15 protein-coding genes are annotated in these 13,522 nt (G+C 68.1%); 5 read left to right on the top strand and 10 right to left on the bottom strand.

Features of this window, described 5'->3' with window-relative positions; translation table 11 throughout:
• Positions 1–113: 113 nt before the first annotated feature.
• From MIC448_RS05225 to thyX, 8 genes are all read right to left on the bottom strand, one after another.
• The gene (locus tag MIC448_RS05225) at positions 114–650 is read right to left on the bottom strand and encodes a CinA family protein (RefSeq protein WP_051513183.1); all 537 of its coding nucleotides are present in this window, start codon (positions 648–650) and stop codon (positions 114–116) included.
• Entirely contained in the window at positions 647–1,222 is a 576-nt protein-coding gene (gene pgsA / locus MIC448_RS05220; RefSeq protein WP_036297030.1) for a CDP-diacylglycerol--glycerol-3-phosphate 3-phosphatidyltransferase, read from the bottom strand. The genes MIC448_RS05225 and pgsA overlap by 4 nt, the downstream gene beginning before the upstream one ends.
• Positions 1,222–4,002 carry a DNA translocase FtsK gene (locus MIC448_RS05215; protein WP_036297029.1) on the bottom strand — a complete coding sequence of 927 codons (2,781 nt, stop codon included), beginning with the start codon at positions 4,000–4,002 and terminating at the stop codon, positions 1,222–1,224. The genes pgsA and MIC448_RS05215 overlap by 1 nt, the downstream gene beginning before the upstream one ends.
• 76 nt (positions 4,003–4,078) lie before the next feature.
• A complete protein-coding gene (locus MIC448_RS05210; RefSeq protein WP_036297027.1) occupies positions 4,079–4,573 on the bottom strand; it encodes a GNAT family N-acetyltransferase in 495 nt (164 codons plus the stop codon).
• A 30-nt stretch (positions 4,574–4,603) separates the two neighbouring features.
• The gene (locus MIC448_RS05205; protein WP_036297022.1) at positions 4,604–6,280 is read right to left on the bottom strand and encodes a ribonuclease J; all 1,677 of its coding nucleotides are present in this window, start codon (positions 6,278–6,280) and stop codon (positions 4,604–4,606) included.
• A gap of 164 nt (positions 6,281–6,444) precedes the next feature.
• The gene (gene dapA, locus MIC448_RS05200; RefSeq protein ID WP_036297018.1) at positions 6,445–7,422 is read right to left on the bottom strand and encodes a 4-hydroxy-tetrahydrodipicolinate synthase; all 978 of its coding nucleotides are present in this window, start codon (positions 7,420–7,422) and stop codon (positions 6,445–6,447) included.
• An 82-nt stretch (positions 7,423–7,504) separates the two neighbouring features.
• Positions 7,505–8,269, bottom strand: a complete 765-nt coding sequence (locus MIC448_RS05195; protein WP_036297015.1) for an SDR family oxidoreductase — start codon at positions 8,267–8,269, stop codon at positions 7,505–7,507.
• Positions 8,270–8,288: 19 nt separating this feature from the next.
• Positions 8,289–9,047, bottom strand: coding sequence for an FAD-dependent thymidylate synthase (thyX, locus tag MIC448_RS05190; RefSeq protein ID WP_232711601.1), 759 nt, complete (start codon positions 9,045–9,047; stop codon positions 8,289–8,291).
• Positions 9,048–9,150: 103 nt separating this feature from the next.
• Between thyX and MIC448_RS05185 the strand changes: the two genes are divergently transcribed.
• The 4 genes from MIC448_RS05185 to MIC448_RS05170 all read left to right on the top strand — a co-directional run bounded on the left by MIC448_RS05185 (position 9,151) and on the right by MIC448_RS05170 (position 11,637).
• A complete protein-coding gene (locus MIC448_RS05185) occupies positions 9,151–9,609 on the top strand; it encodes a thioredoxin family protein (RefSeq protein WP_036297012.1) in 459 nt (152 codons plus the stop codon).
• Positions 9,602–10,180, top strand: coding sequence for a DUF4395 domain-containing protein (locus tag MIC448_RS05180; RefSeq protein WP_036297010.1), 579 nt, complete (start codon positions 9,602–9,604; stop codon positions 10,178–10,180). Before MIC448_RS05185 ends, MIC448_RS05180 begins: the two co-directional genes overlap by 8 nt.
• Positions 10,181–10,300: 120 nt before the next feature.
• Complete coding sequence (locus MIC448_RS05175) at positions 10,301–10,726, top strand: OsmC family peroxiredoxin (protein ID WP_036297007.1); 426 nt, start codon at positions 10,301–10,303, stop codon at positions 10,724–10,726.
• A 14-nt stretch (positions 10,727–10,740) separates the two neighbouring features.
• Positions 10,741–11,637, top strand: a complete 897-nt coding sequence (locus MIC448_RS05170) for a TIGR01777 family oxidoreductase (protein ID WP_036297005.1) — start codon at positions 10,741–10,743, stop codon at positions 11,635–11,637.
• A 15-nt stretch (positions 11,638–11,652) separates the two neighbouring features.
• On the opposite strand, the gene MIC448_RS05165 is transcribed toward MIC448_RS05170, so the two are convergent.
• The gene (locus tag MIC448_RS05165) at positions 11,653–12,126 is read right to left on the bottom strand and encodes a hypothetical protein (RefSeq protein ID WP_100813811.1); all 474 of its coding nucleotides are present in this window, start codon (positions 12,124–12,126) and stop codon (positions 11,653–11,655) included.
• On the bottom strand, positions 12,123–12,935 hold the full coding sequence (gene dapB / locus MIC448_RS05160) for a 4-hydroxy-tetrahydrodipicolinate reductase (protein WP_036297003.1): 813 nt from the start codon (positions 12,933–12,935) through the stop codon (positions 12,123–12,125). The genes MIC448_RS05165 and dapB overlap by 4 nt, the downstream gene beginning before the upstream one ends.
• A 68-nt stretch (positions 12,936–13,003) precedes the next feature.
• On the opposite strand from dapB, the gene MIC448_RS05155 reads away from it, so the two are divergent.
• Entirely contained in the window at positions 13,004–13,489 is a 486-nt protein-coding gene (locus tag MIC448_RS05155; RefSeq protein WP_036297002.1) for a GNAT family N-acetyltransferase, read from the top strand.
• Positions 13,490–13,522: the final 33 nt, after the last annotated feature.

Here is a 13,522-nt window from a genome sequence, read left to right as displayed (position 1 = left end):
TGCCCCACCGGGTGGGCCACATTACAGCACCGAATGGTGCCAATCTAATGCCCCCCGCTTTGCAGAGGCTGGGAATCACCGAATGTAACGGAGACGAAACACGTGGTATTCCCTCAGACGATGCTCAACAGGGCGCCGAGGGCAAAGCCGACGCTTTCCGACCGGATGGTTGCCCGATCGCCATTCAGTTGCAGCGTGAGGACGCGGGAATCGTCGGGTGTGCTCATCCCGATATGAACCGTACCCACGGGTTGTCCGTCGGGAGAGTCGGGACCCGCGATGCCCGTCGTCGCGATGCCGACTTCGGCCGGCCGGCCGTCGATCGCCACCGCGCGGCGCACACCGTCGGCCATCTGGCGCGCCACCTCGGGGTGCACTGCGCCATGCTCGGCGAGGAGCGCCGCATCCACGCCGAGCAGCGAATGCTTGAGCGGGGTGGCGTAGGCCACGATCGCGCCCCGCACCGTGGCGGAGGCCCCGGGAACGGAGATCAGCGCTGCCGCGAGCATGCCTCCGGTGAGCGACTCGGCGATGCCGAGCGTCCAGCCGCGCGCACGCAGTCGCTCCAAGGCGACGGCGGCATCCTGTGCGGCGTCGCCGGTGGATGCGTAAGGCCGCCACTCCCCCGCGGACCGCCCCTCTTCGGTCATGTTCGGTCGGTGCGGGAACGGCGTGCGCCGCGGATCTCGGTCACGACGTAGTCGATCCCGCTCGCGATGGTCAGGATGACAGCGATCCACATCGTCACGATATTGACCCAGATGATCCATTCCCCCACCACCGATGACAGCGGGAGCAACGCGAGCGACAGGGCGACGGCCTGGGCGACGGTCTTGAGCTTGCCCATCCACGCGGCCGCGACGACATGGTCACTCGCGACGAGGAGGCGGTGCACCGTGATGCCGACCTCGCGGATCAGCACGATGATCGTGATCCACCACGGCAACTCGAGCAGGATCGACAGACCGATGAAGGCGAATCCCGTCAGCACCTTGTCGGCGATCGGGTCGAGGAGCTTGCCGAGGTCGGTGACGATCTTGTAGCGCCGAGCGATGTAGCCGTCGATCCCGTCGGTCGCGATCGCGACGATGAACAGCACCGCCGCCCACCAACGCAGTGCGCCATCGGCGCCGCCGTCGGCGAGCAGCATCCACAGGAAGACGGGGGCGCAAAGAATCCGCGCGATCGTGATCGCGTTGGGGAGCTGCCGAGGAACGGCCATCAGTCGCGCCCCGTCAGGCCCCAGGCATCCTCGTCGCTGTCTTCAGCGTCGACGACCGGCAGGCCGTCGTACTGGGCAGCGAGAGAGTCGGCGACCGCGTCGGTGCCGTAGCGCGAGTCCGCCTCGTACCCGACGGCCGGGGCCGGAGCCGCGGCGGGGGCAGCAGGCGCAACAGGCGCGGCCGGGGCCACGTCGCCGCGGAGCATGCCCAGGACCTCGGGGAGTTGTTCGGCGGTCACCAGAACGTCACGAGCCTTCGAGCCTTCAGAGGGACCGACGATCTCACGCGCTTCGAGCAGGTCCATCAGGCGTCCGGCCTTGGCGAACCCGACGCGGAGCTTGCGCTGCAGCATCGACGTCGATCCGAACTGGGTCGAGACGATCAGTTCGGCCGCCGCAAGCAGCAACTCGAGGTCGTCACCAATGTCGGCGTCGATCTCTTTCTTCTCGGCCACGGCCGCGACATCCGAGCGGTACTCCGGACGCGCCTGTCCGGTCACGTACGCCACGACCGTCTCGATCTCACGCTCGCTCACCCACGCGCCCTGCACACGGATCGCCTTCGAGGCGCCCATCGGCAGGAACAATCCGTCTCCCTGGCCGATCAGGCGATCGGCGCCGGGCTGGTCGAGGATGACGCGGGAGTCGGTCACGCTCGTCACGGCGAAGGCGAGACGCGACGGAACGTTGGCTTTGATCAGACCCGTGACGACGTCAACGCTCGGGCGCTGGGTCGCGAGCACCAGGTGGATACCGGATGCTCGCGCGAGCTGGGTGATGCGGACGATCGAGTCCTCGACGTCGCGCGGGGCGACCATCATCAGGTCGGCGAGCTCATCGACCACCACGAGCAGGTACGGGTAGGGCTTCAGCACACGTTCGCTGCCCGCGGGCAGCTGGATCTCGTTCGCGACGACGGCCTTGTTGAAGTCGTCGATGTGGCGGAACCCGAACGACGCGAGGTCGTCGTACCGCATGTCCATCTCTTTCACGACCCACTGCAGCGCCTCGGCGGCCTTCTTGGGGTTCGTGATGATGGGCGTGATCAGGTGGGGCACGCCCGCGTACGACGTCAGCTCGACGCGCTTCGGGTCGATCAGCACCATGCGAACCTCGGAGGGCTTCGCGCGCATCAGCAAGCTCGTGATCATGGAGTTCACGAAGCTCGACTTACCCGAACCGGTCGAACCGGCCACGAGCAGGTGGGGCATCTTCGCCAGGTTGGCGACAACGAACCCGCCGCCGACGTCCTTGCCCACACCGATGGTCATGGGATGCGTGGACTGCTGCGCATTTCCCGAGCGAAGCACATCGCCGAGCGTCACGATCTCGCGGTCGGCGTTCGGGATCTCGACACCGATCGCGCTCTTGCCAGGAATCGGGGCGAGGATGCGGACCTCGTTGGATGCGACGGCGTACGCGATGTTGTTCGTCAGTGCCGTGATGCGCTCGACCTTGACACCCGGGCCGAGTTCGATCTCGTACTGAGTCACTGTCGGACCGCGCGAGAAGCCCGTGACCCGAGCATCCACGCCGAACTGGCGCAGCACCTCGGTCAGTGAGCGCACGACCTCGTCGTTCGCGGCCGAGCGCGCCTTGGCGGGCGTGCCCGCGGCGAGCGCGCTGACCGACGGCAGACGATACGGGTTTGCGGGGCGGTTGCCGGCGAGGGCGCCGTCCGTTCCCAGGCCGGACAATCCGGGCAGCACGCCGTCATCGACGGACTCGGTCGCGTCGTCGTGAATGGATGTGCGGTGGATCGATGTACCCTGCTGCCGCGCGGCCGCAGCGGCGCGTTCCGCATCGGCGAGCAGATTCGGGTCGATGACTTCCGTCAGCGCGTCCGGCGAGAACACCGGGGCGGGTGGGACGGGCGGAGCCGTGGCGATGGCCTGTTCGAAACCGCCGTGCGTCGAGCCCGGCGTCAGCAACTCCGTGAGGTCCTGCGAACTCAGGGCCCCCTCGGGGTCTTCCTCGCGGCCGGTCTTGTTGCGACGCCACCAGGGGGTGCTCGGATCTTCGGCCTCGGCGGCGACCTCGGGCTTGCCCGTGGTCGCGGTGTCGGCCTCGGGGCGCGCATGCTCTCCGAACATCCACGCATACAGATCGCCCATCCGCGAACCGATGCGGTTCGGCGGGGTCTTGGTGATGATGAGGACGCTCAAGAGTGCAACGAGCACCAACACGATCCAGGCGCCGATCGGTGTCAGCGCGAGGGCGAGGGGTTCGGCGACCATCCAGCCGAACAATCCGCCCGAGCGGCTGAGCACGGGCAGACCCTCACTCGGGACGGGGCGGTCACCGGCGAGATGGCAGAAGCCCGCGCCGGTCAACACCAGCATCCCGAAGCCGATGCCGATGCGTCCGTTGTCGTGCACGCTCGAGGGGTGGCGGAAGAGCCAGCCCGCCAGGATCAGCACGAGTACCGGCAGAACGAAGGCGAGTCGCCCGAGCATGCCGCCGACGCTGTAATCGGAGATCGAGCGAGCGACGTCGTTGCCGATGAAGAACCATTCGATGACGCCGCCGGCAATGGCCAGCAGCACGAGCAGGAACGGGAAGCCGTCGCGGCGCTGATCCTTCTCGAGTGTCTCGGGTCCGAACGCGCGGAACAGCCCGCCGACACCGTGAGCGACGCCCATCCAGGCGCGCGCGATGACGGGCGGCCGTTCGGGCTCGTCGTCATACCGCTTCGGTGCGGGCGCGGGCTTTCGCGCGCGCGTCGTGGTGCCCTTAGCGGGCGTGCGGCCGCTCTTGGTCGGGCTGGTACTCCTGGCCATTCCCCCACGGTACGACTGACGTGCGACGTTCGGCCGCAGCGACGCGGCTCGACCTCACGCCGGTCTCAGCCCCGGCTCACCGCAGGCGCTTGACCATGGTGTCTCGACCGACTCCGGGTTGTGTCACGGCGAAGCCCTCAGAGCGGTAGAACACCGCGGCGAAGTTGCCGCGCGCGACGTTCAGGCTGAGTCGAGCGAACCCGGTCTGCGCCGCGTGCGCCGTCAGCTGCTTCAGCAGCGCCCGCCCCACCCCGTGCGCGCGCCAGATCGGCCGCACGCCGATGATCATCTCGGGAACCCCCGTGCCGACATGGGCGAAAGAGGGGTCGGTGCGCGGAAGCATCCGGTACCAGGCGGCGCCGATGGGTGATCCCTGCGGGTCGAGCGCGACGAACCCGGCGTCGCTCGGACGCATCCACCCCGCGACGAACCGGCCGTGCTCGGGTGTGGACAGAATCTGATGCCGTGGACGCGCACCGCCCGCACGCCAATTGACGGCTTCGACGACCATGTCCGCCAAGAACCCGCCATCCGCCTGGGCGGCGGGACGCGTGGTGAACGAGGCGGGCATGCGGCGAGTGTAGCGGCGCAGCGCCCCCTGTTACGCCTCGATGACGAGCGGCACGATCATCGGGCGACGACGCAGCGACTGGCTGACCCAGCGACCGATCGTCCGGCGCACGATCTGCGCGAGCGCGTGCGTGTCCCGCACACCCGACTGGGCGGCTTCCTCGAGGGCAGCGGCGATCTTCGGCTTGACACTGTCGAACACCTTGTCGTCTTCGGCGAAGCCGCGCGCGTGGATCTCGGGGCCGGTGATGATCTTGCCTGTCGCGGCGTCGACGACGACGATGACCGAGATGAAGCCCTCTTCGCCGAGGATGCGGCGATCCTTGAGGTCGGCATCCGTGATCTCACCGACGGTCGATCCGTCGACATAGACGAACCCGATGTCGAGCTGGCCGACGACGGATGCGACGCCATCACGCAGATCGATGACGGTGCCGTTCTCGGCCAGGAACGTGCGCTCGATCGGAATGCCGCTCGACTGCGCGATGCGGGCGTTGGCGGTCAGGTGCCGGTACTCGCCGTGGATCGGCAGCACGTTCTTCGGCTTCAGGATGTTGTAGCAGTAGAGGAGCTCACCCGCGGCCGCGTGGCCCGAGACGTGCACCTTCGCGTTGCCCTTGTGGACGACGTTGGCGCCGAGCTTGGTGAGCCCGTCGATCACGCGGTAGACCGCGTTCTCGTTACCCGGGATCAGGCTCGACGCGAGGATCACGGTGTCGCCCGGACCCGGCTCGATCTCGTGGTCGAGATTCGCCATGCGACTCAGCACGGCCATCGGCTCACCCTGCGAACCTGTCGACATGTAGACGATCTTGTCGTCGGGCAGGTCGCGCGCCTTCTTGTAGTCGATGAGCACACCCTCGGGCACCCGCAGGTAGCCGAGGTCGGACGCGATCGTCATGTTGCGCACCATGCTGCGTCCGAGGAACGCGACGCGACGGCCATGTGCGGCCGCTGCATCCAGCACCTGCTGCACACGGTGGACGTGACTGGAGAAGCTTGCGACGACGACGCGACGCTGGGCCTTGCCGATCACCTGATCGAGCACCGGACCGATCGAGCTTTCGAGCGGCGTGAAGCCCGGGACATCCGCGTTCGTCGAATCGACGAGGAACAGATCGACGCCCTCTTCGCCCAGACGCGCGAAGGCGCGCAGGTCGGTCAGGCGGCCGTCGAGCGGCAGCTGGTCCATCTTGAAGTCACCCGTGGCGAGCACGAGGCCCGCGGGCGTGCGAATCGCGACGGCGAGCGCGTCCGGGATCGAGTGGTTGACCGCGATGAACTCGAGGTCGAACGGGCCGACCTTCTCGTGCTGGCCCTCGCGCACGGTGAGGCTGTACGGGCGGATGCGGTGCTCTTTGAGCTTCGCTTCGATCAGCGCAAGCGTCAGCCCGGAGCCGATGATGGGGATGTCGCCCTTTAGCTTCAACAGGTACGGAACCGCGCCGATGTGGTCTTCGTGACCGTGGGTCAGAACGAGGCCGACGATGTCGTCGAGACGGGACTTGATCGGCTCGAAGTCCGGCAGGATCAGGTCGACACCCGGCTGGTGCTCTTCGGGGAACAACACACCGCAGTCGACGATGAGGAGCTTGCCCTCGTACTCGAAGACGGTCATGTTGCGACCGATCTCGCCGAGTCCGCCGAGGGGGAAGACGCGCAGGGTGCCCTGTTCGAGGGCGGGCGGATCGTAGACGTTCGTGGGCATGCTGCCTCCAGGGAGCCTCGCGGCTCCCGCTCGTGTGTTGTTGTGGTGTGCGCGGCCCGGTGAGGGGTCCGCGGCTGTGGTTTTTGGCCCGGGTTCGGGCTGTGGTCTTTTGGCGCCCGTTCGGGCGATGGTCCGTTTCCCGTGCGCTGGGCGCGGGGGCGGGATCAGCGGGTCGTGCCGTGGATCTTCGGGAGAGCGCCGCCTGCGGCCGCGTTGCGGTCAGGACGGAAGTTCGAGAAGTCGGCACCCGCGACCTCGCGAACGAGGGCGAGCTCGTCCTCGATCGCGGCGGCTTCCCACTCTTCCGGGCCAACGAGCGGCAGGCGCACCCGTGGGCTGCCGATCCGACCGAGGCCGTGCAGGATGTACTTCGCGGCGACGGTGCCCGGCACGTGCGTCATCACCGCGCGAACCAGGGGCTCGAGCTGCTTGTGCGCCGCGGTGGCCGCTGCGAGGTCGCCGCGGTTCACGGCATCCACGATCGTGCGGTACGGCGTCGCGGTGATGTTCGCCGTGACACCGATCAGGCCAGAAGCCCCGATCGCCAGGTGCGGCAGCACGTTGGCGTCGTCGCCCGAGAAGTACATCAGATCGGTCTGGTTGAGCACGCGGCTGACCTCGCTGAAGTCGCCCTTGGCATCCTTGACGGCGAGGATGTTCGGGTGTTTGGCGAGACGCAGAATCGTCTCGTACTTGATCTCGACCCCGGTGCGCCCCGGGATGTCGTAGAGAATGACCGGCAGGTCCGTGGCGTCCGCAACGAGGCGGAAGTGCGTGAGGATGCCTGCTTGAGTCGGCTTGTTGTAGTACGGCGTGACGATCATGATGCCGTCGGCGCCGGCCTTTTCGCTCGCCTTGTACAGCCCGATCGCGTGGGCCGTCTCGTTCGAGCCGCCGCCCGTGATGATCTTGGCGCGTCCGGCCGAGACGTCCTTGCCGACCTCGACCAGACGGAGCTTCTCAGCATCCGTCAACGTGCTCGTCTCACCGGTCGTACCCGTCACGACGATTCCATCCGCACCCGCCGTGATGACGTCGTCGATGTGCTTCTCGACAGCGGGCCAATCGACCTCGCCGTCGGCCGTCATGGGGGTGACGAGCGCGACCAGCACCTGACCGAAGGGATTGGCGGTGTGAGTCATGGTTCCTAGGCTATCGGGCCGCGGTGTCGTGCAACCTCACTCGTGTGACGACCGCGGAGACTCCCGGGGTCACAGCGATCGCTCAGCGGCCACTCTCCCCCACCCGTGCAGCGAACGACGGCGGCACCAGACGGGTCAGCGCCACGAGCGCCTTGTACCGCAGAGACGGAACCGACACGGCCTTGCCGCGGGCGATATCCCGGAGGGATTCCGAGACGACGTCGGATGCGTCGAGCCAGAGCGCGGCGGGCACGCCCTCATTGCCGGGCGCGAGACCCATGCGCTCGTGGAAGCCCGTATGCGTGAAGCCCGGGCAGACTGCCGTGACGGTCACCCCGCGGGGTGCGTACCGCCCGTTCGCCCACCGGCTGAAACTGATCAGCCAGCCCTTGCAGGCGCCATACGTCGAGCGCGGGATGAAGCCGGCCACCGAAGCGATGTTGACGATCCGTCCGCTGCCACGCTCGAGCATGCCGGGCAGGGCCGCCCGCATGAGGCGCATCGGCACCTCGACGTGCAGCGCAAGGTGGCGCGCCTCATCTTCGATGTCGTTGCTCTCGAACGCGAGGTCCAGCCCGAAGCCGGCGTTGTTGACGAGCATCTCGATGGGGCGCGCGACCTCAGCGAGGCGGTCCGTCACCTTCTCGAGCTGGCGCGGCTTGGTGAGGTCGACGGCGAGCACCTCGTAAGAGATCCCGTGGTCGCGGGCAAGCTCCGCCCCGAGGCGCTCGAGCGCCCCGCGATCGCGGGCGACGAGCACGAGGTTCGCACCACGCGCCGCCAGCTGGCGGGCGTACTCGGTGCCGAGTCCCGAGCTGGCGCCCGTGATGAGCACTGTCTTGGCCATCGCGCGCGAGCCCGGCGCCTCAGGGCGCGACGCGACCGTTGCCGTTGAACGAGGCGTGCGTGAACGGCATGAGATCGGTCCAGATGTGCTCCATCTTTTCCGCCACCATCTCGATCTCGCGCTGCGGGAACGACGGGAAGTGGGTGCCCTCACGCTTCGTACGCAAGGACAGGAAGTTCATCAGGGCACGGGCGTTCATCGTCACGTACATCGACGAGTAGATGTTCAGCGGAAGCACGATGCGGGCGACCTCGCGGGCAACACCGGCGTCGAGCATCCGCTGGTATGCCTCGAACGCGTGGACGGATGCCTCGCGCGTGACAGCATCCGTCAGCGCAGTCTGTTCCGGGGTCCCCTCGAGGAACTCGTACGCACCCGGCTTGCCCACCTGGATCAGGCGACGGTCAGCGGCGGGAACGTAGAACACCGGGCGGAGCTCGCGGTAGCGGCCCGACTCTTCGTTATAAGACGCGATGCGGTGCCGCATGAACTCGCGGAACACGAAGATCGGGGCCTGAACGTAGAACGTCATCGAGTTGTGCTCGAACGGCGAACCGTGGCGGTCGCGCATGAGGTAGTTGATCAGTCCGCGATCACGAGCGGACGCGTCGGCACCGGATGCGGCTTCTTCGAGTGTCTGCTCGCCCATCGTCGAGACGCGCGCAGCGAACAACACATCGCTGTCGGACGCGCTCGAACGCACGAGCTCGACGGTCACGTCGGAGCGGAACTCGACGGCGGGGACGGTGGACTCGGCGGAGATAGCAGCATCGGTCACGCGCCCAGACTACCCGCGAGCGTCCGGACGATTGTTACGGCGTAGCCGTTAAAAGTCTCTCGAGCGAGCCCCGGCCTGCCCGACACGCCTATCCTGGGTTGCTGTGACTCTCGTTGAAGCCCTGATCGGATTGGCCGTCTTGCTGACGGTCACCGTTGTCGCGGGCATCGTCGTGCGGTGGAACCAGGGACGCGCGCATCACCACGTGCCCCATGAGGTCGTCGAACCCGCGCGGCTCGGCGCCGACGGACTGGGCGATGTCGCAACACTTCTGCAGTTCAGCACCGAAATGTGCTCGCGCTGCCCGGGCGTTCACCGCACCCTCTCGGCCGTCGCAGATGCGCGCCCGGGCGTGCGTCATCTCGACGTCGACCTGACCAATCGTCCCGACATCGCGAAGCACTTCCACGTCCTGCAGACCCCGACGACACTCATCCTCGATCGCGACGGCGTCGTGCAGACGCGCTTCGGCGGTGTCGCGCGCCGCGATGTGATCGAGATGGAGCTGGCGCGGGTGATCGGTGCTGACGCAGCACCCGAAGCGGAGCCCGAACGTGTCTGATCGAACCAGCGCCCCCGCGGGCATCGACCCGCGTGGACCACGCTTTGCGGCATCCATCACCGCTGTTTTGCTCGCCGTGGCCGTGCTGCTGGGGCTGACAGGTCTCTCGACGTCCCAGAGTTTCGACTTCGGAATCGTTTCGGGGACCGGAAGCACACTCCCCGGCGACGGATCGTTCGCGATCACCTACGCCTCCCTCGCTCAGCGCGCACTCGACCCGGGTTTCCTGCTGATGCTCGTGATCGCCCTGCTATTCCTGTGGGGCGTGCTCGCGCCGCGCACGGCGCCGTGGGGTGCGCTGTTTCGCCGGGTCATCCGGCCGCGTCTGAAGCCCCCGACCGAGCTCGAAGACCCGCGCCCGCCCCGCTTTGCGCAGGGCGTCGGACTGTTTGTCGTCACGATCGGCCTCGTCCTGCACCTCGCGGGGGTGCCGTGGGCGCTACCGATCGCCGCCGCCGCCGCGTTTGTCGCCGCGTTCCTGAACGCCGTCTTCGGTCTGTGCCTCGGCTGCCAGCTGTACCTCGTCCTCCAGCGTGCGGGCGTCGTCGGGCGCGCGCGTCCCGCCGTCTGAGACGCAATCCTCGGCGTTACGTCGCGCACGCCCCGCGGGCCGGATTAGGCTGACCGGAGAGACAGGTCGTCGGTGATCCGTGCCGACGATGCAGCGGCACAACCAACCCGGAGGACTCCCATGAGCGTTACGAGCGAAGCCAGCACCGCCTGGAAGGGCAGCCTCATGGGCGGCTCGGGCACGGTCGCCCTCGACACCTCCCACGCCGGCACTTTCGACGTCAACTGGAAGGCCCGTTCCGAGGGATCCGGTTCCGTCACGACGCCCGAAGAACTCATCGCCGCGGCTCACTCGTCCTGCTTCAGCATGGCGCTCTCGCACGCGCTAAGCGAGAACGGCACCCCGCCCGAGAGCGTCGACACCACGGCATCCGTCACCTTCGTGCCGGGCACCGGAATCACGGGCAGCCACCTGAATGTCAACGCGGTCGTACCGGGGCTCAGCGCCGAAGACTTCGCCAAGATCGCGCAGGACGCGAAAACGGGATGCCCCGTCTCGCAGGCTCTCGCGGGCATCGAGATCACGCTCGAGGCGACGCTCGCCTGAGGCGGGCGGATCGGATGTCTCAGCGCGTCGTCATCGCGGGCGCCTCTGGCCTGATTGGCCGGACGCTCACCGACAGTCTTCTCGCCGACGGCATCGAGGTGACGACTCTCGTTCGGCGTGAGCCACAGGGCCCTTCTGAGGTCCGCTGGCTGGACGGCTCGCCGCTCGATCCGAGCGTGCTCGAGGGGGCCACGGCTGTCGTCAACCTGAACGGTGCGAGTATCGGGCGCATCCCGTGGACGTCGTCCTACAAGCGAACGTTGGTGTCGTCCCGACTCGAGGCCACGGGTGTGCTGGCGAAATCCTTGCGCACGCTCGGCGACAACGCTCCGGCATTCGTGTCCGCCAGCGCGATCGGCTATTACGGGTCCGTTCCCGGACGCGAATTGCGCGAGGACGCGGGCCCGGGGGATGGATTCCTGAGCGACCTGTGTGTCGAGTGGGAGGCCACCGCGCGCACGGCCGGGTCGGCGCGCGTCGCGCTGCTCCGGACCGCGCCCGTCGTCCACCCCGAGAGCGTGCTGAAACCCCTGATCCTGCTGACGAGGTTCGGGCTCAGCGGGCCGATGGGCCGCGGTACACAGGTCTGGCCGTGGATCTCGCTCGTCGACGAGGTGCGCGCCATCCGCCACGTCATCGATGCGCAGCTCGAGGGACCCGTCAATCTGTCGGGGCCGACCCGCGCGACCGCCAACGATCTCGGCTTCGCGCTGGCGCGCCGCATGAACAGGCCCTACATCCTGCGCGCACCGGCGTGGGCTCTCCGCCTGGGACTCGGACGCGACATGGCCGACGCGGTGCTACTCGTCGATGCACACGTCGTGCCGGCCGCGCTCGAGGCATCCGGGTTCACGTTCACGCACACGACCGTTGACGAGGCGGTGGCGGCGGTCATCCCTGCCGCGCCCTGAGCGGTCCGGGCGAGGTCAGCGCTCGCCCGGGCTCGTACGCTTGCCCCGACGTTCGGCGGACTCGAACTTGATCGCCTGCCGCACGGCCGATCGAGCACGCCGCCGGTCCCCCGCACCGTCATACGCAAGGCCGAGCCGGTACCAGGCGCGCCAGTCATCGGGCGCGGACTCTACTGCGTCGCGGTACTTCGGGAAGAGCGCCTCGGCCTCGTCGCGATCGACTCGCCCGCTCGGACGCACCGACAATTGCTCGTCGGGCAGGGCACCCTCGTGATCGAGCCGTCGACCGAGGCTTTCCGCGCGCATCCCGAACCAGAGTTCGCGCCCGATGGCCCACGCCGCGATCGCCGGCAAGACGAACAGCGCGACTCCCATGGCAACGCCGACAGGATCGCCCGTGGTCATCAGCAGGTATGCCCGTTGAGAGACCAGCACCAGGTACAGCGCCAGCACGACGGCCATGATGGCCGCGCCGATGCGTGCGCTCACAGGCCGGTGACCCGCGCTACCTGCCCGGGCACGCCACCGTCGTCGACGGGATTCTCCGACTTGTCTCCGGGCAGACGGATGCCGACGTCGACGAATCGGTCGAGTCCCACAACGACGCCGCGCACGGTGCGCGCCGCATCGAGGGCGATGCGGATGCCGGGCGCGTAGGCCAACGCCGGGTCGACCGTGTCGTGGACGATCTGGAGCGACTCCCCCGGGCCCGACAGCAGCACCTCTTGGCGCGCGATCACGCCTGGACGGCGAAGCGAATGGACGGGGATGCTCGCAACGCGCTGACCGCGGGCGCGCTGGTCGGTGTGCGGCGCCTCGACCGGCCCGACGCTTTCCCGCGCCGCGGCCATCAGCTCGGCCGTGCGCACCGCGGTGCCACTCGGCGAATCGACCTTGCGTTCGTGGTGCGCCTCGACGATCTCGATCGAGGGGAAGAACGGGGCCGCGGCGGCGGCGAGGGCCGTACCGATGACCGAGCCGAGCGAGAAGTTGGGGATGAACACGACGCCCGTGCCCGCGGCCTCGACGAGGGGCCGGACGAGGGCGATGCGCTCCTGCGACCAGCCCGAGGTACCGACAAGAACGTTGATTCCGCGTTCGATGGCCGCACGGACGACGTCGATCGAAACAGCCGGGCTCGAGACATCGACCACCAGATCCGATCCGTCGATCTCGGTGATCTCGCTCCGCGAAGACAGCACCGCGACGACCTCGTAGCCCTCGGTTTCCTCGATCACCTCGCGGACCACGCCGCCGAGGCGACCTGTTCCACCCACGATGGCTACGCGTGTCGTCATGTGCCCATCCTAGGTTCGGGTCATGGGGCTCGGCGGGACGCCGGGCCGGGGCGGCATAGGCTCGACCCGTGGTGCGATTCATCGAGATGGCGCCGGATGCTCCGGTCGCCCATGGGCTGCTGACCGAGTACTTCGCGGCCCGGGCCGAGGTGTTCCCGGGCGGTGGTTATCGACCGACGTATCCGGATCCTTCGGTGTTCGTCGCCCCGGACGGTGTGTTCCTCGTGATCGAAGACGAGGGCGCTGCGGCGGGGGCCCGCCGCCCAGTGGGATGTGGAGGCATCCGGCGCATCCCCGACGGTCCGGCCGGGGTGCGATACGAGGTCAAGCACCTGTACCTCGACCCCTCGACGCGGGGACGCGGGTGGGGTCGACTGCTACTCGACGAGCTCGAGCGTCGGGCACGCACCTGGGGTGCCGCCCAGCTCGTGCTCGACACCCACCACACCCTCGAGGCCGCCGGCGGCCTCTACGCCTCGGCGGGATTCGAGCCGATCGCGCCCTACAACGACAACCCCAACGCGACGCGGTGGTACGGGAAAGCCCTCGGGTGATCAGAGTCCCCGCCGGTGCGGGCGCTCGGGCGT

Origin of the sequence: Microbacterium sp. C448, from assembly GCF_000582705.2 — a bacterium.
GTDB lineage: Bacteria > Actinomycetota > Actinomycetes > Actinomycetales > Microbacteriaceae > Microbacterium > Microbacterium lacus_A.
This window is presented reverse-complemented; position numbering and strand designations above follow the sequence as displayed.